This is a genomic window from Streptomyces sedi (assembly GCF_006335015.1).
In the GTDB taxonomy this organism is placed as follows: domain Bacteria; phylum Actinomycetota; class Actinomycetes; order Streptomycetales; family Streptomycetaceae; genus Streptomyces; species Streptomyces sedi.
The window spans coordinates 1-17351 of the sequence record NZ_VDGT01000029.1; the positions used below are offsets into that span (position 1 = coordinate 1).

General features: G+C 72.9%; 15 protein-coding genes. 3 read left to right on the forward strand and 12 right to left on the reverse strand.

What is annotated here, in order from left to right; genetic code table 11:
- From FH715_RS29215 to FH715_RS26270, 4 genes are all read right to left on the reverse strand, one after another.
- On the reverse strand, positions 1 to 268 hold a 268-nt coding region (locus FH715_RS29215), incomplete at its 3' end, for an ATP/GTP-binding protein (RefSeq protein ID WP_246108993.1).
- Positions 249 to 662, reverse strand: a complete 414-nt coding sequence (locus FH715_RS26260; protein WP_139649681.1) for a DUF742 domain-containing protein — start codon at positions 660 to 662, stop codon at positions 249 to 251. The genes FH715_RS29215 and FH715_RS26260, both read right to left, overlap by 20 nt.
- A gap of 69 nt (positions 663 to 731) precedes the next feature.
- Positions 732 to 1145 (reverse strand): roadblock/LC7 domain-containing protein, encoded by a 414-nt coding sequence (locus tag FH715_RS26265; RefSeq protein ID WP_062206445.1) that lies wholly within the window; start codon positions 1143 to 1145, stop codon positions 732 to 734.
- Between the two features lie 19 nt (positions 1146 to 1164).
- Entirely contained in the window at positions 1165 to 4794 is a 3630-nt protein-coding gene (locus FH715_RS26270; protein ID WP_139649683.1) for a sensor histidine kinase, read from the reverse strand.
- A gap of 535 nt (positions 4795 to 5329) precedes the next feature.
- On the opposite strand from FH715_RS26270, the gene FH715_RS26275 reads away from it, so the two are divergent.
- Positions 5330 to 5536 (forward strand): hypothetical protein, encoded by a 207-nt coding sequence (locus tag FH715_RS26275; protein WP_139649685.1) that lies wholly within the window; start codon positions 5330 to 5332, stop codon positions 5534 to 5536.
- A gap of 128 nt (positions 5537 to 5664) precedes the next feature.
- On the opposite strand, the gene FH715_RS26280 is transcribed toward FH715_RS26275, so the two are convergent.
- From FH715_RS26280 to FH715_RS26315, 8 genes are all read right to left on the reverse strand, one after another.
- Positions 5665 to 5877: an acyl-CoA carboxylase subunit epsilon gene (locus FH715_RS26280; protein WP_139649687.1), complete on the reverse strand. Its 213-nt coding sequence runs from the start codon at positions 5875 to 5877 to the stop codon at positions 5665 to 5667.
- A gap of 35 nt (positions 5878 to 5912) precedes the next feature.
- On the reverse strand, positions 5913 to 7508 hold the full coding sequence (locus tag FH715_RS26285; RefSeq protein ID WP_139649689.1) for an acyl-CoA carboxylase subunit beta: 1596 nt from the start codon (positions 7506 to 7508) through the stop codon (positions 5913 to 5915).
- Between the two features lie 232 nt (positions 7509 to 7740).
- The gene (cimA, locus tag FH715_RS26290) at positions 7741 to 9357 is read right to left on the reverse strand and encodes a citramalate synthase (RefSeq protein WP_139649691.1); all 1617 of its coding nucleotides are present in this window, start codon (positions 9355 to 9357) and stop codon (positions 7741 to 7743) included.
- A 326-nt stretch (positions 9358 to 9683) separates the two neighbouring features.
- Positions 9684 to 10790 carry a branched-chain amino acid aminotransferase gene (locus FH715_RS26295; protein WP_139649693.1) on the reverse strand — a complete coding sequence of 369 codons (1107 nt, stop codon included), beginning with the start codon at positions 10788 to 10790 and terminating at the stop codon, positions 9684 to 9686.
- Positions 10791 to 11075: 285 nt separating this feature from the next.
- Entirely contained in the window at positions 11076 to 12119 is a 1044-nt protein-coding gene (locus FH715_RS26300; RefSeq protein ID WP_139649695.1) for a 3-isopropylmalate dehydrogenase, read from the reverse strand.
- A gap of 62 nt (positions 12120 to 12181) precedes the next feature.
- Positions 12182 to 12388, reverse strand: coding sequence for a hypothetical protein (locus FH715_RS26305; RefSeq protein WP_139649697.1), 207 nt, complete (start codon positions 12386 to 12388; stop codon positions 12182 to 12184).
- A gap of 260 nt (positions 12389 to 12648) precedes the next feature.
- Positions 12649 to 14280 carry an L-glutamate gamma-semialdehyde dehydrogenase gene (gene pruA, locus FH715_RS26310; protein ID WP_139649700.1) on the reverse strand — a complete coding sequence of 544 codons (1632 nt, stop codon included), beginning with the start codon at positions 14278 to 14280 and terminating at the stop codon, positions 12649 to 12651.
- Positions 14281 to 14371: 91 nt separating this feature from the next.
- Positions 14372 to 15298, reverse strand: coding sequence for a proline dehydrogenase family protein (locus tag FH715_RS26315; RefSeq protein ID WP_139649766.1), 927 nt, complete (start codon positions 15296 to 15298; stop codon positions 14372 to 14374).
- 198 nt (positions 15299 to 15496) lie between these two features.
- Between FH715_RS26315 and FH715_RS26320 the strand changes: the two genes are divergently transcribed.
- Positions 15497 to 16621, forward strand: a complete 1125-nt coding sequence (locus FH715_RS26320) for a PucR family transcriptional regulator (RefSeq protein WP_139649702.1) — start codon at positions 15497 to 15499, stop codon at positions 16619 to 16621.
- Positions 16618 to 17109, forward strand: a complete 492-nt coding sequence (locus tag FH715_RS26325) for a hypothetical protein (RefSeq protein WP_139649704.1) — start codon at positions 16618 to 16620, stop codon at positions 17107 to 17109. The genes FH715_RS26320 and FH715_RS26325 overlap by 4 nt, the downstream gene beginning before the upstream one ends.
- Positions 17110 to 17351: the final 242 nt, after the last annotated feature.

The following is a 17351-nucleotide window of genomic DNA, read 5'->3' on the forward strand; positions in this document are numbered from 1 at the left end:
CAAAGTCCATCGCGACCGTGGTCGTCGTCTTGTTCCCCGTATGCGTCAGATCGTCGATCCCCGCCGACGCCGACGTCATCACCGCCTCGGTCCGCAGCGGATTGATCTCCGAAACCGACCCCACGAAGGTCGTCTTACCCACGCCGAACCCACCCGCCACGACGATCTTCGCCGAGGTCGTCGCCGTGGCCGGCGCCGCGCCCTCCCGGGGGGAGGCGGGGGCACCCTGGGCCGGGTGGCCGAATCCGTCAGAGCTTCCGAAGTCCACTGAGCACCCTTTCCAGCAGCGTCACGTCCGGCTGACCGCCGGGCTCTCTGTCGTTGCCCGGCTGATGGATCGCCACGAGTCCGGCCTCGGCCAGGTCGGCCACCAGAATCCGGGCGACCCCCAGCGGGATGGCGACCAGCGCCGACACCTCAGCGACCGACTTCACCTCAAGGCACAGCTGGCAGATCCGCTGGTGCTCGGGCAGCAGCCCCTGGAGCTGCATCGGATCGGCGGTGGTCGAGACCAGCGCCTCGATCGCCAGCTGGTAACGCGGCTTCGTCCGGCCGCCGGTCATCGCGTACGGGCGGACCAGCGGCTGGTCGCCCTCGTCGTCATAGGACCCGTAGTTGTGCGAGGCACCGTACGAGCCCTGCGAGGGCGGCGGGGTGTTCATGGCTCCTCCGAGGTGGGACATGAGGTTCGACGAGGCGGACGGTGGTGCTCATGTGGGGGGAGGAACAGTTCAGTTGAGGAGGCTGCCCTGGAGCTCGGCGCGGAGATCGGGCGTCAGGACCGTACCGGCACGATCCACCAGCAACGCCATCTCATAACCCACCAGACCGATGTCGGCCTCCGGATGCGCCAACACCGCCAACGACGAACCATCCGAGATGGACATGATGAAAAGGAACCCCCGTTCCATCTCCACCACCGTCTGATTCACCGCACCACCCTCGAAGATCCGCGACGCACCAGCCGTCAACGACGTCAGCCCCGAAGCCACCGCCGCCAACTGATCCGCACGATCCCGCGGAAACCCCTCGGACAACGCCAGAAGAAGACCATCGGCGGACACCACCACCGTGTGCGACACCCCCGGGGTGTTCTCCACAAAACTGGTGATCAACCAGTTGAGGTTCTGCGCCGCCTGGCTCATCGGGCTCACACTAACGCTCCTACTGATAGGTGGGGCCGTTGCCCCGGTCTGTGTGGCCGGCCGAAGTGCCGGCCTGGCGCCCCTGCTGGATGCCACGTCGGAGGTTGGTCAACCGGCCGCGGACGTCGTCCGGACGCCGGGAGACCTGCGGCCCGGTCTGGGGGGCCTGCTGCTGTGGCTGTGCCGCCCCCGCGACCAGGTTCGCCCGCGGCACCCGCTTGGGCAGCCCGGACGTGGTGACGCCACCCGCGCTCGGCTGACGCAACTGCTCGGCCTGGCGCCAGCGTTCGTCGTTGGGCGAGGACCGCCAGGTCGCCGGTCCCGCGCCGGAGGCCGGCGTCTGGGCCGGCGGCGCGATCGGGCTGGCCGGGCCGTCCGGACGGGCGGGCGGCGGGGGCGCCGCGTGCGACTGCCGCGCGGGGGCGGCGGGGGGCTCGGGCGCGGCCGGACGCGGCTCGGGCGGGCGCGGGCTCGCGGGTCGCGGCGCCTGGTACTGCGGCTCCTGGTGCTGCGGCTGCGGCTCCGCCACGGGGGCAGGCGGCTGCGGCTGCGGCTCGGCCGGCGGCGGGTAGGCCCGGCGGGTGCCGAACCAGGTGGACTCCATCTCCTCGAAGATCGGGGTCCGTTCGTTGCCCCGCGGCGGCTCCTGCGCCGGCAGGGGCGCGGTCAGCTCGTCCTGCGAACGCTGCCAGGACGAGGCGCGGTCGCCGCTCGCGGGCGGCAGGCTGGGCCGTTCCTCGCGGGCGGGCAGCTGCTCGGGCGCGCGGTAGTCGCCGGTCTGGAACTCCCCGGTGGGGTACTCCGGCGGCTGCGGCGAGCGCCGCTGGTGGCCGCCGGAGCCGAACTCGGCGGTCGGCCGCTCCTCGCGCGCGGCGGGCTGGGCGGGACGGCCGGGCGGCAGGCCGAAGACGGAACCCTCGTCCGCGCCGGGGCGCTGACCGCCGTCGGGACGGGGCGCCTCGTCGCGGCGCGGTGCCTGGCCGAACTGCTCGTACGGCTCGTACGACTGGCGCTGCGGGGGCGGCGGGCGTTCGGCGTCGAACCGCTGCCGTTCGGTGTCCCGGTACTCGCCGGCGGGCGGGGCGTCGTGGCCGCGCGGCGCGTCGAACTCGTTGCCCACGGCCGGTATTCGCGCGGTGTCGTCGCCGCCCGTGGCCCAGCTGGGGCGGCCGGCGGCCGGCTGCTGCGGCGCGGGGGGCGGCGTCGGCGCGGCGGGGGGCGGCGGCTGCGGGCTCTCGGCGCGCTGCGGCTCGGGGTTCCGCTGTTCGGGGCGCTCGTCCTGCCCGAAGGGCGCGGTGCGGCCTCCGCCGGGGCCCTGGCGGCCGTCGGCGCCGGGGCGGGAGGGCAGGGCCGGGCGGTCGGAACGGCTCGGCAGCCCGGTCTCCCGCTGGGCGCCCTCGGGCTTGCCGAGCGAGGGGCGGCGCACCGGCGGGGTGTCCGGCTGCATCGTGGCCGAGGTGGTGCCGACGCCCGCGGCCCGCGCGGGGCCACCGGGCCGGGGCCTGCCGCCCTGGGCCACGTCGGCGGGGAGCATGACCAGCGCCGTGGTGCCGCCGGAGTCGGAGGGGCGCAGCTGGATGCGGATGCCGTGCCGCAGGGACAGCCGGCCGACCACGAACAGGCCCATCCGGCGGGAGACGGAGACGTCCACCGTGGGCGGGTTGGCCAGCCGGTCGTTGATCTCGGCGAGGTCCTCGGGCGAGAGCCCGATGCCGGTGTCGTGGATCTCGACCAGCACCCGCCCGTCGGGCAGGGCGTGGCCGGTGACCTTGACCTTGGTCTGCGGGGAGGAGAACGAGGTGGCGTTCTCCAGCAGCTCGGCGAGCAGGTGGACGAGGTCGTTGACGACCCGGCCGGCGACCTCGGTCTTGGGGACGGCGCTCAACTCGATGCGCTCGTACTGCTCCACCTCGGACGCGGCGGCGCGCAGCACGTCGACCAGCGGCACCGGTCGGGTCCAGCGGCGGCCCGGCTCCTCGCCGGCGAGGACCAGCAGGTTCTCGCCGTTGCGGCGCATGCGGGTCGCGAGGTGGTCGAGCTTGAAGAGCGAGGAGAGCTGGTCGGGGTCCGCCTCGCGGGACTCCAGCTCGGAGATCAGCGACAGCTGCCGCTGGATCAGGCCCTGGCTGCGGCGCGAGAGGTTGGTAAACATCGCGTTGACGTTGCCCCGCAGCAGCGCCTGCTCACCGGCGAGGCGGACCGCCTCCTGGTGCACGTCGTCGAACGCCTGGGCCACCCGGCCGATCTCGTCCCTGGTGTGGACGCCGACCGACTCCACCGAGGTGTCGACGTCGCCGGGCTCGGCCTCGGACATCTGCTTGACGACCTCGGGCAGCCGGGTGCGGGCCACCTCGGTCGCCGTGTCCTGGAGGCGGCGCAGCGAACGCACCATGGAGCGGGCCACGACGAACGCGCCGACCAGCGAGATACCGAGGACGAGGAGCACGATGGCGCCGTTGATCAGCGCGTCGCGCTGCGCCTCGTCGCGCAGCTCGCGAGCCTGCTCCTGCATCTCGGAGAGCAGGGTCAGCTCGATGTTGCCCATCGCTTCGATCTTGGTGCGGTCCTGGTCGTACCAGTTGCGGTACGTCCGCTCCTCGGTGCGGATGCCCTCCTCGGCGGAGAAGACCCGCTGGGCGAAGTCGTCGGCCGCGACGATGTTGGCGATGCCGCCCTCAAGGGGCGAGAGCAGGGTTCGCACCTGGTCGGAATCGCCATAGATCTGACCGAAGTTGTCGATCGCGACTTCTTCGCCGATCAGGTGGGTGCGGCCGTACCGCCAGTCGGACTCGGACAGCTCGGCCTGGCCGCCGGGCAGCTCCGCGCGGGCCAGACCGGCGGTGATCACCGCCCGCTGGATGGAGGCGTGCTCCTTCGCCGAGGAGAACGCGGCCAGCGCGCGGGTGCTGCGGATCATGTCGCCGTTGTTGGTGGCCTGCGCCATGTCCTGCGACAGGTTCAGCAGGGCCTCGATGACCTCGCTGTACTGGGTGATCGTCTGCGAGGCGTAACTGGGGTCGTTGTAGGCCCCGTTGCGCACCTGGCTCAGCTCGTTGAGCCGCCGGGCGATGTCGTGGATGGTGGCCTCGACGCCACGCATCGACTCGTCGTAGCTGTTGATGTCCAGGCGCGCGTCACTGAAGGCGTCGATCGCCTCGTCGGTGTGCTCCCTGGAGCTGATGACCTCGTCGCTGTTGGGGTTGTCACCGCTGACGATCGGGCCGGCCGAGCGGTCGCGCTCCTCCTGGAGCGCGGCGGCCAGCAGCGTCGCCTGCTGGGTGATGTCCGTCAGCAGCTGCATGTCCTCCAGCTGCTCGACGTTGTCCAGTGACTGCTCGATACGGAGCGCGCCCATCACCGTGGCCGCCGCCACGGGCAGCGCGATCAGGGAGACCAGACGGGTGCTGATGCGCCAGTTGCGCAGGGCGAGTCGCGAACCCGCGCTGATCGGGCGCCGGGGGGCGGCGCCGGAGGGCGCGTCCGCGCTCTCGGGGGTCGATCGCTTCCCGGAGGGCAGATCCTTGCCGTCTGCGGCCGGCCGCGCCGGCTCGGCACCGGGAGTAGGCGCGAGGGAAGAGCCGCGATCTGTCGCGTCGCCCTGCCCCGCGTCCCCCGCGGCACTGCCTTCCTTCTTGAAACGTCCCTGCACTAGCGTCGCAACCTCTGGACCAGGCGTCTCGCCGCGAGCGCGGCGGACGGTATCGAGCCCGGGGCAGTCGGAGCCCCGTGACGGTCGTTTGGGCAAACCGGGCGGATGGAAGTGGCTGGATCGGGCTGTCGAGTGACGCCGGTGTGCGCCCACACAACCCGCTGACCCGCGCGGTTCGACGAATTCCAGCACAGTGGCCGATCTCCAACAAGGGCCCGGGATACTCCTGTGACATCTATGACGCTGTGAAGGCGATCCATCACCTGGCGTGCACAGACTGCGGGAGGAACCGGACTTTCGACCACAGCATCATCATCGAATGCACACGCACCCCGGGAGTCGGCCGAACGCGAAGCCGCTTCGGTCCGAATTCCCGAACAGCGCGCCGATGACGGATGCCCTGGAATGCCCGCCTTTGCCCCGTGCCTCGTGAGGAAACTCACACCTCACGGGCGTCTATCACCCCACCTTCGCCGGGTAGCCGGCGCATAGCCTCGCTTTACAAAGCTTCCCGGACTGACAAGGCTGACACACCGTGAAGACCACACTGCTCACGCACTCCCTCGCCAATCCTCGGCGCACCACCCTGGCACACCTGAACGACACGAGCGCACTCGCCCCCGCGGAACTGGCGCCGGCCGGCGACCCCGCGGTGCCGGCCCCCACCGCCAACCCGCGTCGCACGGTGCTGGAGAAGGGCCAGGAGCCCTCGGCGGCCGGATCGTTCGCCCTGGTGGACTGAGTTCGACGGCTTGCCGGTTCCGGCAGCGGCGCGGTTTTCCGGACATCGCCCCGACGCGCACGAGAAACCCCCGCGCTCCCGCCGAGACAGGGAGCCGGGGGTTTCGCACGTGTGCGGGGGCTTCGGGCTCAGCCCTGCCAGCTGTGCGGGGCGCGGTAGGCGCTGGCCCGCTCCAACCGCCGCCAGCCGGCGGTCGACTGGCCGGGCGCCGCGGCCTCGGCCGGGACGCCGCCGCGGGCGGCGCGGGCCATCAGCAGCGCGGTGACGGCGGCCAGCTCCTCGTCGCTGGCCGCGCCCTTCTCCACCCGCACCAGTCGCGGGTCGGTGGACTGCACGTTCATCGGTGAATTCCTCACTCGGCCTGGTCGGGGCCGGGTCACTGCGGCGGGTTGCCGTGCTTGCGGGCGGGCAGGTCGGCGTGCTTGCTGCGCAGCATGGACAGCGCGTGGACAAGCACCGTGCGGGTCTCCGCCGGGTCGATCACATCCTCCACCAGACCGCGCTCCGCGGCATAGTAGGGGTGCATCAACTCGGCCTTGTACTCCTTGACCATCCGGTCGCGCATCGCGTCGGGGTCCTCGGCGGCGGCGATCTGACGGCGGAAGATGACGTTGGCCGCGCCCTCGGCACCCATCACGGCGATCTCGTTGCTCGGCCAGGCCAGGGTCAGGTCGGCGCCGATGGACTGGGAGTCCATCACGATGTACGCGCCGCCGTAGGCCTTCCGCAGCACCAGCGAGATCCGCGGGACGGTCGCGTTGCAGTAGGCGTAGAGCAGCTTGGCGCCGTGGCGGATGATCCCGCCATGCTCCTGGTCGACGCCGGGCAGGAAGCCGGGGACGTCGAGCAGGGTCAGGATCGGGATGTTGAACGCGTCGCACATCTGGACGAAGCGCGCCGCCTTCTCCGAGGCGTGGATGTCCAACACCCCGGCCAGCGACTGGGGTTGGTTGGCGACGATGCCGACGACCTGGCCGTCCATCCTGGCCAGCGCGCAGATGACGTTGGTCGCCCAGCGCTCGTGGACCTCCAGGACCTCGCCGTCGTCGACCAGCTCCTCGATGACCGCGCGCATGTCGTACGGGCGGTTGCCGTCCAGCGGCACCAGGTCGACCAGGGCGTCGCAACGGCGGTCGGCCGGGTCCTCGGTCGGGGCCGACGGCGGGTTCTCCCGGTTGTTCGCCGGGAGCAGCGAGAGGAGGTAGCGGACCTCCTCCAGGCAGGTCTCCTCGTCGTCGTAGGCGAAGTGCGCCACGCCCGAGGTGCCGGCGTGGACGTCGGCGCCGCCCAGGCCGTTCTGGGTGACCTCCTCGCCGGTGACCGCCTGCACGACGTCCGGCCCCGTGATGAACATCTGCGCGGTCTCGCGGACCATGAAGACGAAGTCGGTGAGCGCGGGCGAGTACGCGGCGCCGCCGGCGCAGGGGCCGAGCATGACGCTGATCTGCGGGATCACGCCGGAGGCGCGGGTGTTGCGCTGGAAGATCCCGCCGTAGCCGGCCAGCGCGGAGACGCCCTCCTGGATGCGGGCGCCCGCGCCGTCGTTGAGCGAGACCAGCGGGGCGCCGGCGGCCAGCGCCATGTCCATCAGCTTGTGGATCTTCGCGGCGTGGGCCTCGCCCAGCGCGCCGCCGAAGATGCGGAAGTCGTGGGCGTAGACGAAGACCGTGCGGCCGTGGACGGTGCCCCAGCCGGTGACGACGCCGTCGGTGTAGGGGCGCTTGTTCTCCAGACCGAAGCCGGTGGCGCGGTGCCGGCGGAGCGCTCCCACCTCGTGGAAGGAGTCCTCGTCCAGCAGCAGACCGATGCGCTCGCGGGCGGTGAGCTTGCCCTTGGCGTGCTGCGCCTCGGTGGCCTTCTCTGAGGGACCGGCGAGGGCCTCGGCGCGGATCGCCAGCAGCTCGGCCACCCGGCCCCGGGTGTCGGTGGCGGCTGGCGCCTCGGGGGCTGCGGTATCGGCGTGATCGGTCATGTATAGACCCTACGAAACCCCGCTCCCCGGGTCTCTCGTTGGATCCTCACAGTCTCCTCCGCCGATTCATGGTCGCGCTGCACAGAACCGGAGGGCTCTCGTCGGGTTGGTGCCCGGACCACACAGAAGGCCCCCGAGGGCGTTTGGAGGAATCTCACAGGCGCCCGGCGGGCGTCACCGGCGCTCCCCCACTCGCGCGCGCCGGCGCCCGCCCGCTCGGGCTCCGGCGTGCTCACCCCTCGGGGCGCAACCCGGCGCGCAGCAGCCCGTAGGTGTAGGCGTCGTCCAACGCCTGCCAGGAGGCGGCGATCACGTTGTCGGCGACCCCCACGGTAGACCACTCGGCCTGTCCGTCGCCGCTGGTGATCAGAACCCGGGTGGTGGACTGGGTGCCGGACCTGCCCTCCAGGATGCGGACCTTGTAGTCGATCAGCTGGATGCGCGCCAGCTGCGGGAAGGTGCCCTCCAACGCGGTGCGCAGCGCCTGGTCCAGCGCGTGGACCGGCCCGTTGCCCTCGCCGGTGGCCAGCTTGCGTTCGCCCTTGGCCCACAGGCGCACGGTGGCCTCGTTGACCGTGCCGCCTTCGGTCCTGTGGTCGGTGATGGTGCGCCAGGACTCCAGCTCGAAGAAGCGGTGCGAGGTGCCGGCGGCCTCGTCGCGCAGCAGCAGCTCGAACGAGGCGTCGGCCGCCTCGTAGGTGTAGCCGTGCCGTTCCCGTTCCTTGATCCTGGCCACCACGCGGCCGGCCAGCGCGCGGTCGCCCTCCAGGTCGAAGCCCAGCTCGCGGCCCTTCAGCTCGACGGAGGCGCGCCCCGCCATGTCGGAGACCAACATGCGCATGGAGTTACCGACGCGTTCCGGGTCGATGTGCTGGTACAGGTCGGGGTCGACCTTGATGGCCGAGGCGTGCAGGCCGCCCTTGTGCGCGAAGGCGGAAACCCCGACGTAGGGCTGGTGGGTGGCCGGGGGGAGGTTGACCACCTCGGCGATGGCGTGCGAGATCCGGGTCATCTCGGTGAGCGCGCCCGGGGGCAGCACCCTGCGGTCGTACTTCAGCTCCAGGGCGGCGACGACGGGGAAGAGGTTGGCGTTGCCGACCCGTTCGCCGTAGCCGTTGGCGGTGCCCTGCACATGGGTGGCCCCGGCGTCGACGGCGGCCAGGGTGTTGGCGACGGCGCAACCGCTGTCGTCCTGGGCGTGGATGCCGAGGCGCGCGCCGGTGGCGGAGCGCACGGCGCGCACGGTGGCGTCGACGCGCGCGGGGAGCGCGCCCCCGTTGGTGTCGCAGAGCACGACCACGTCGGCGCCGGCCTCGGCGGCGGCGCGGACGACGGCCAGGGCGTAGTCGGGGTTGTCGGCGTAGCCGTCGAAGAAGTGCTCGCAGTCCACGAAGACCCGGCGGCCGTGGGCGCGCAGGTGGCGCACGGTGTCGGCGACCATGGCCAGGTTCTCCTCCAGCGTGGTGCGCAGCGCGAGCTCCACGTGGCGGTCGTGGGACTTGGCGACCAGCGTCACGACGGGGGCGCCGGAGTCGAGCAACGCGGCGACCTGCGGGTCGTCGGCGGTGTCGACGCCGGCCCTGCGGGTCGCGCCGAAGGCGACGAGCCGGGCGTGGCGGAAGTCGATCTCCCGGGCGGCGCGCTGGAAGAACTCGGTGTCCTTCGGGTTGGCGCCCGGCCAGCCGCCCTCGATGAAGCCGACGCCGAAGTCGTCGAGGTGGCGGGCGATGGTCAGCTTGTCGGCGACGGTGAGGTGGATGCCCTCACGCTGGGCGCCGTCCCGCAGCGTGGTGTCAAACACGTGGAAGTCGTCGTTCGGGGTCTGGGGCGAAGCGGCATCCGTCGTCATGGGCTTGGGGCTCCTGTGGTCTGCGTGTTCGTGGGGCGGCGTGGTCGCCCTCGCCCGGCGCTCCCGCTCCGGCCTGGTGGGCCGGAAAACGAAAAGACCCCTCGCGGGTGCGAGAGGTCTGCGCGCGGGTCTGGGACAGAGTGTGTCCGCTGCCGCTTCCTGCGATGCGGTGCGGGGGTCACTGCCGACCGGCGCGCTGGTCACCAATAATGATGGCGAACGAGAGCACGCCCGCAGTCTGCCACGGGGGTCCTGGACGGCCCAGCCATGTCTCACCATCCGGACCCGGCGGCGGGCGTCGGGTCCGGACGGCGGAGGGCGCGGGGTCAGCGGATGTGGTGCATCCAGCCGTAGGGGTCGGGACGCTGGCCGGTCTGGATGCCGAGCAGCTCGGCGCGCAGGCGCTGGGTGATCGGTCCCGGCTGGCCGTCGCCGACGGTCCAGTCGCCCTCGGCCGAGCGGACCGAGCCGACGGGGGTGATCACGGCGGCGGTTCCGCAGGCGAAGACCTCGCTGAGGGTGCCGTCGGCGTTGCCCTGGCGCCAGTCGTCGGTGGAGATCTTGACCTCGCCCGTGGTGTGCCCGAGGTCGCTGGCGATCCGCAGCAGCGAGTCGCGGGTGATGCCGGGCAGCAGGGTGCCGGTGAGCTGCGGGGTGACGATCTCGGCGTCCGGGCCCTCGCCCCGGACGAAGTAGAGGTTCATCCCGCCCATCTCCTCGACCCAGCGGCGCTCCACGGCGTCCAGCCAGACGACCTGGTCGCAGCCGTTGCGGGTGGCCTCGGCCTGGGCGAGGAAGGCGCCGGCATAGTTGCCGCCGGTCTTGGCCTCGCCGGTGCCGCCGGGCGCGGCGCGGACGTAGTCCTTGGAGAGCCAGACGGAGACCGGCTTGATGCCGCGCGGGAAGTAGGCGCCGGCCGGGGAGGCGATGACCATGAACAGGTACTCGTTGGCCGGCCGGTTGATGCCGAGGCCGACCTCGGAGGCGATCATGAACGGGCGCAGGTAGAGCGACTGCTCGCCGCCGGACGGCACCCACGCCTGGTCCTGGCGGACCAGGACGTCGATGGCCTCGACGAACGTCTCCACCGGCAGCTCCGGCATCGCCAGCCGGCGCGCGGAACGCTGGAAGCGCTCCCCGTTGGCCTCGGGCCGGAAGACCGCGACCGAGCCGTCGGCCTGGCGGTATGCCTTCAGCCCCTCGAAGATCTCCTGGGAGTAGTGCAGCACCATGCTGGCCGGGTCCATGGACAGCGGCGCGTACGGCTGGAGCCGCGCGTCGTGCCAGCCCCGGCCCTCGGTCCAGCGGATGGTGACCATGTGGTCGGTGAAGTGCCGGCCGAAGCCGGGGTCGGCCAGCGCCGCCTCGCGCTCCGCGTCGGGGAGCGGCTGGGAGGAGGGCTTGAGGTCGAAGGGGAGGGAGGGCGTCGTCATGTGAGCGCGTTCCTTCACTGGGTGTCGAGGCGGACCGCGACCCGCGCCCGGGCGGCAGTAGCGGCGGTAGTAGGAAGTCCGAGCATCGGGACACAAGAGTGACATATCCGAGGCGGGGAGGGCACCGTCGGGAGGCGACGGGGCTCGCCGCGGGGCGTGCGCCCCGCGCCCTTCAGGGGGTGCGGTCCTGGGAGGTTCCCACGGGGGGATGACGCCCGGCGGCGGACGGGGGCCGGCCGCCGGGCGGGAGAGCGTCGACCGCCTCGGTGACGGCGACCGGGCGGGTCAGGCCGATACTCGGGCCGCCAGCGCGTCACCGATGGTCTCGGTGGTGCGCGGCGACTCCGCGTCGCGCTCGGCGAGGTCGGCCGTGACGGCGTCCTCGATCCGGGCGGCCTCGGTCTCGTGGCCGAGGTGACGCAGCAGCAGGGCGACGGACAGCACGGTGGCGGTCGGGTCGGCCTTGCCGGTGCCGGCGATGTCCGGGGCCGAGCCGTGGACCGGCTCGAACATGGAGGGGAAGGCGCCGCTGGGGTTGATGTTCCCCGAGGCGGCGAGGCCGATGCCGCCGGTGATGGCGGCGGCCAGGTCGGTGAGGATGTCACCGAAGAGGTTGTCGGTGACGATCACGTCGAACCGCTGCGGCTGGGTGACCAGGAAGATGGTGGCCGCGTCCACGTGCAGGTAGTCGACCTGGACGTCGGGGTACTCCTCGGCGACCCGGTCCACCGTCCGCTTCCAGAGGTGGCCCGCGTGGACCAGCACGTTGTTCTTGTGGACCAGGGTGAGCCGCCTGGCCGGGCGGGCGGCGGCGCGCGCGAAGCCGTCGCGCACGAGGCGCTCGACGCCGTAGGCGGTGTTGAGGCTGACCTCGGTGGCCACCTCGGCCGGCGTCCCGGTCCGCATCGAGCCGCCGTTGCCCACGTAGGGACCTTCGGTGCCCTCGCGGACGACCACGAAGTCGATCTCGGGGCGGCCCGCGAGCGGCGAGGGGGTGTTCGGGAAGAGGCGGCTGGGGCGCAGGTTGACGTAGTGGTCGAACGCGAAGCGCAGCTTCAGCAGCAGCCCGCGTTCCAGCACGCCCGAGGGCACGGTGGGGTCACCGATCGCGCCCAGCAGGATGGCGTCGTGGCTCCTGAGGCGGTCCAACTCCGCGTCGGGGAGGGTCTCCCCCGTCCGGTGCCAGCGGCTGGCCCCCAGGTCGTAGCTGGTGGTCTCCAGCTTCGCCTCGGCCGGGAGCGCCGCGCGAAGGACCTTCAGCCCCTCGGCGACCACCTCAGGGCCGATGCCGTCACCGGGAATCACCGCGAGATCGATACCGCTAGCCATGCCCGCACCCTAGAGCCGTCCCATCTTTCGAGGAGCCGGCGTCCACGATGCGGACGGAGGGGTCACTCCTCGACGGCGCCGCCGTTGTCCCTGCGGTCGAGCGCGGACTGGAGGGCGGTGGCCGCGTGCCGGCGGGCGGCGATCCGGGCCGCGCGGGCCTCGGCCCTGGCCCGGCCGCGCGCGGTAGGGCGGTCGACCGACGCGTCGTGGACGGGAAGTTGGGCGACGGCGGTGACGGCGGGGGCAGTGGCGACTGCGGTGGCGTCCATGGCGGTCAGCTCCAGAGGTGAGAGGGCCGCGTCCGGGGCGACGGTGCCCCGGCGAGGGAGGGTCCGCTGTGGGGTCTCGACAAAGTTCGCCGACCCCTCGGTGGGACCTCAACCAAAATAGCCCGGGCTCGCGACGCTGTCTGCCCAAATGCTTGACCGTCCTACTATCTGAGACGCGGACGGCCCCCCACCGTCGCCGACGGGTCCCGTGGGACCCGTGGGGCGGGTGGGGGGCCGAACCGGCCGCCGGGGCCGAGGGGTCACCCCATGTGCGGATACCGGTAGTCGGTGGGCGGGACCTGCGTTTCCTTGATCACCCGGGGGGAGACCCAGCGCAGCAGGTTGAACTTCGAGCCCGCCTTGTCGTTGGTGCCGGAGGCGCGTCCGCCGCCGAAGGGCTGCTGGCCGACGACGGAGCCGGTCGGCTTGTCGTTGAGGTAGAAGTTGCCGGCCGCGAAGCGCAGCCGCTCGCTGACCTCCGCCGCCACCACGCGGTCGCCGCCCAGGAAGGCGCCGGTCAGCGCGTAGTCGGCGACCGACTCCATCTGGTCGAGCATGGCGTCGAAGTCGTCGTCCTCGTAGACGTGGACGGCGATGATCGGCCCGAAGTACTCGGTGCGGAACACCTCGTCCTCCGGGTCCGAACAGGTCAGCACCGTCGGCCGGACGAAGTACCCCACGCTGTCGTCGTAGGTGCCGCCGGCGACGATCTCGCAGTTCGGGGCGGCCTTGGCCCGTTCGATGGCGTCACGGTTCTTGGCGAAGGCGCGCTCGTCGATCACGGCGGCCATGAAGTTCCCCAGGTCGGTGGGGTCCCCCATCGTCAGCCCCTCGACCTCCGCCCTCAGCTCCTCGCGCAGCCCGCCCTCCCAGAGCGAACGCGGGACATAGGCGCGCGAGGCGGCCGAGCACTTCTGGCCCTGGTACTCGAAGGCGCCGCGCACGATCGCCGTCCGCAACACCACCGGGTCCGCGGTCGGGTGGGCCACGATGAAGTCCTTGCCGCCGGTCTCCCCCACCACCCGCGGGTAGCTCCGGTAGCCGTCCAGGTGCTCGCCGACGCCGCGCCACAGCGCGCGGAAGGTCCCCGTGGAGCCCGTGAAGTGGATGCCGGCCAGCTCCGGGTGCGGCAGCGCCACCTCGGAGACGGCCAGGCCGTCGCCGGTGACCAGGTTGATCACCCCGTCGGGCAGCCCCGCCTCCTCCAGCAGGCGCATCAGCAGCACGGCGGAGTGGGTCTGGGTGGGCGACGGCTTCCACACCACCACGTTGCCCATCAGCGCGGGCGCGGTCGGCAGGTTGCCGGCGATCGCGGTGAAGTTGAACGGGGTGACCGCGTAGACGAAGCCCTCAAGCGGCCGGTGGTCCATCCGGTTCCAGACGCCCCTGGGCTGCACCGGCGGCTGCTCGGCCAGGAGCTCGCGGGCGAAGTGGACGTTGAACCGCCAGAAGTCGATCAGCTCGCAGGGCGCGTCGATCTCGGCCTGCTGCACCGTCTTGGACTGGCCCAGCATCGTGGAGGCGGCGATGGTCGCCCGCCACGGGCCCGAGAGCAGCTCGGCCGCGCGCAGGAAGATCGCGGCGCGGTCGTCGAAGGAGAGCGCGCGCCAGGCCGGCGCCGCCGCCAGCGCCGCGTCGATCGCGTCCCTGGCGTCCTGCTCGGTGGCGTTGCCGTAGGTGCCGAGCCGGGCGGCGTGGCGGTGCGGCTGCACCACGTCGCGACGCTCGCCGCCGCCCATCCGGCGCTGCCCGCCGATGGTCATGGGCAGGTCGACGGGGTTCTCGCTCAGCTCCTTCAGCTCGCGCTCCAGCCGGGCGCGCTCGGGCGAGCCGGGCGCGTAGCCCAGCACCGGCTCGTTGACCGGCGTGGGGACGTGGGTCACAGCGTCCATGGCCGTTTCTCTCCTTCGGGGTGCCGCGGTCGGTCGGGCTCGGGTGGGGTGGGCTCGGGGTGGTCGGTTCCCGGTGGTCGGTTCCCGGTGATCAGTTCCTGGTGGCCAGGGAACGGGCGAAGAAGGCCAGGTTGGCGGGGCGCTCGGCCAGCCGCCGCATGAAGTAGCCGTACCAGTCGCCGCCGTAGGGCACATAGACCCGCACCCGGTGGCCCTGCGCCGCCAGCCGGCGCTGCTCGGCGTCGCGGATGCCGTACAGCATCTGGAACTCGTAGGCGTCGAACGCCCGCCCGCCCCGCTTCGCCAACTCCTCGGCGACGGCGACCAGCCGCGGGTCGTGGGTGGCGACCATCGGATAGCCCTCGCCGGTCATCAGCAGCCGCAGGCAGCGGACATAGGCCAGATCGACCTCCACCTTCCGCTGGAAGGCGACCTCGGCGGGCTCCCGGTAGGCGCCCTTGACCAGCCGGACGCGGGCGCCGGTCGCCGCGAGCCGCCGGGCGTCGTCCTCGGTGCGGAAGAGATAGGACTGGAGCACCGCGCCCGTCTCCGGGTGCTCGGCGCGCAGCGCCTCGTGCACCGCCAGGGTGGAGTCCACGGTGGTGTGGTCCTCCATGTCCAGGGTGACCGCCGTGCCGGCGGCAGCCGCCGCCGCGACCACCCGGGCCACGTTGCGGTGGGCGATGTCGTGCCCGTCGGGCAGCGCCTGGCCGAAGGCCGAGAGCTTCACCGACAGCTCGGCCCGCTCCGCGACACCCGCGGCGGCGAGCTCGTCGACCAGCTCCAGATAGCCGTCGCGGTTGCGGATCGCCTGAAGCGGGTCGGTGACGGACTCGCCGAGGCGGTCGAGCGTGACGGTCAGCCCCTGGGAGAGCAGCGTCCGGCTCGCGTCCAGCGCGTCGGGCAGCTCCTCGCCGGCGACGAAACGGTCCACGACGGGGCGGGTCAGCGGCGTCGACGACACCAGCCGCCGCACGCGTTCACTGCCGGCGGCAGCCAGCAGCACGGGTCCCAGCACGGGCACCTCCCGAGGTCGGCCGAACGGATCGGCGATGCGGTACCAGCCGGTCAACGCCACCGTAGGACCGCGCGGGCCCGGCGCCTATCGACAGCTGTCGAGCGCCGGGTCGACGGGGTTCAGACATCTGTATGAGACTGCACGAGAATGGTGGCCAACCGGCGGCACCGGCGCGAGACGGGAGGTGACGAACGGGGGATGCGCACCGCTTACCAGCAGCTGATCGACGAGGTCTGCGCGTTGCTCGACGCCCCGGCGACGTTGGAGGGCAGGGACTTCCAACTGATCGCCTTCGGCGCCCACGACAGCGACGACGACCTGGCGCTCGACCCGGTCCGCACCCGTTCCATCCTGGGGCGCGGCTCGACCGCCGCCGTACGGGCGTGGTTCGAGGACTTCGGCATCACCACGGCGCACGCCCCCGTGCGTATCCCACCGGAGCCGTCCGCCGGCGTGCGCACCGGGCGGCTCTGCCTGCCCGTGCGCCACGGCGGCGTGGTGTACGGCTACATCTGGCTGCTCGACGACGGCGCGCTGCGGCTGGACGACCCGCGGCTGGACGAGGCGATGGCGATCGCCCGGCGCGCCGGCGCGCTGCTGGCCGAGGACGCCCGCGGCGGCGCGCGGATAGGGAACCTGCTGCACGCGCTGCTGACCGGCCACGCCGACGAGGGCCCGGCGCCCGCCGGGGAACTGGCCGACGCGCTCGGCCCGGCGGCCGACGGGCCGCTGGTGCTGCTCGCCGTCGCGCCCTGGGAGGCGCCGCACGAGCTGCCGGCGACGCCGCCCGGCGCGTTGGCGCTGACCACGCTGCCGGGGCAACGGGCGGGGACCGCCTGGGCGTTGGCCGCGCTGGTGCGACCGCCCGCGGCCAGGGCGCTCGCCCGCCGGCTGGGCGTGGGCGCCGGGCGCGGCCCGCACGGCGGGCTGAGCGCGGCGCGGCACGCGGTCGCGGAGCTGCCGGCGGCCTGGCCGGAGGCCCTGGGCGCGGCGCGCGCCGCCGGTGCCTCCGACCGCCTCGGGGCGCTCGCCGAGTGGGCCGAGATCGGCCCGTACCGGCTGCTGACCGCGCTGCCGCCCCGGCTGCCGCCCGACCCGGCGGTGCTGCCGTTGCTCCGGCCCGAGCACCGCGAACTGGCCCACACCGCCGAGACGTTCCTCGACCACGCGGGTCAGGCGACCCGCACGGCCGAGGCGCTGGGCATCCACCGCCAGACGCTCTACTACCGCGTCTCCCGCGTCGAACAGCTCACAGGACTCGACCTCGACGACGGCGAGGACCGGCTGCTGCTCCACCTCGCGCTGAAGACGGCCGGCTGGTGAGCGCCCTCGTCCGGCTGTGGTCCCGTGAGCTGCTGCCGATCGTCGACGCGCTGCACCTCGCCGACGGGCCCTCGTACGAGGCCGCGCTCGACCCGGGCGCGCCCGGCGGGCTGCGGCTCGGCCCCGCCTTCGACCTCGCCGGGTGGCTGGCCGCCGACTCCACGTCCGAGTGGCTGACGGCGATCGACCCGCACCACCCGCTGCGGCTGCCGGACGGCCGCGCGCTCCACGGCGGGGAGGGCGCCCACGGCTCGGAGGGCTTCGCCGCCTGCCTGGACGCCGCCGGGCGGCCGGAGTGGGTGCTCTACCTGGCGGAGAGCAACCCGTTCACCGAGATCACCTGCCGCGGCGGCCTCGCCACGTTCCGCTCCACCGCCGGCCACACGGTCACCCTCCCGGTCACCTCCCCCGCGGGCGACGGCGCGCGGCGCGAGCGCCCCTCCCGCGGCGCGGGGGCGACCACACCCCGGGGCCGCCCGGGCGCGTAGCCGCCCCCGCCGCGACGAGGGCCGCCCGGCCCGGTCCCCTCCCGCCCGTCAGGGGCTACGGTGCGGGGCATGACAGAGGAACCGGCACGGCCGCTGCTCTTTCTCGACGTCGACTTTACCGACCGCGGGTAGTGCCGCCCGTGATGTCCGTCTGGGCCCGTGACGAGGACGTCATGGGCTCGTTTACCGACCGGGACCGGGACGTCTGTCATGTTCCGGAGTCGGTACGGAGGACAAGTGGT

What these genes read in the sequence shown, in the direction of transcription:
- FH715_RS26260 (WP_139649681.1), bottom strand. Translation starts at nt 662, where the DNA reads ATGAACACCCCGCCGCCCTCGCAGGGCTCGTACGGTGCCTCGCACAAC.
- FH715_RS26265 (WP_062206445.1), bottom strand. Translation starts at nt 1,145, where the DNA reads ATGAGCCAGGCGGCGCAGAACCTCAACTGGTTGATCACCAGTTTTGTG.
- FH715_RS26280 (WP_139649687.1), bottom strand. Translation starts at nt 5,877, where the DNA reads ATGAACGTGCAGTCCACCGACCCGCGACTGGTGCGGGTGGAGAAGGGC.
- FH715_RS26285 (WP_139649689.1), bottom strand. Translation starts at nt 7,508, where the DNA reads ATGACCGATCACGCCGATACCGCAGCCCCCGAGGCGCCAGCCGCCACC.
- cimA (WP_139649691.1), bottom strand. Translation starts at nt 9,357, where the DNA reads ATGACGACGGATGCCGCTTCGCCCCAGACCCCGAACGACGACTTCCAC.
- FH715_RS26295 (WP_139649693.1), bottom strand. Translation starts at nt 10,790, where the DNA reads ATGACGACGCCCTCCCTCCCCTTCGACCTCAAGCCCTCCTCCCAGCCG.
- FH715_RS26300 (WP_139649695.1), bottom strand. Translation starts at nt 12,119, where the DNA reads ATGGCTAGCGGTATCGATCTCGCGGTGATTCCCGGTGACGGCATCGGC.
- FH715_RS26305 (WP_139649697.1), bottom strand. Translation starts at nt 12,388, where the DNA reads ATGGACGCCACCGCAGTCGCCACTGCCCCCGCCGTCACCGCCGTCGCC.
- pruA (WP_139649700.1), bottom strand. Translation starts at nt 14,280, where the DNA reads ATGGACGCTGTGACCCACGTCCCCACGCCGGTCAACGAGCCGGTGCTG.
- FH715_RS26320 (WP_139649702.1), top strand. Translation starts at nt 15,497, where the DNA reads ATGCGCACCGCTTACCAGCAGCTGATCGACGAGGTCTGCGCGTTGCTC.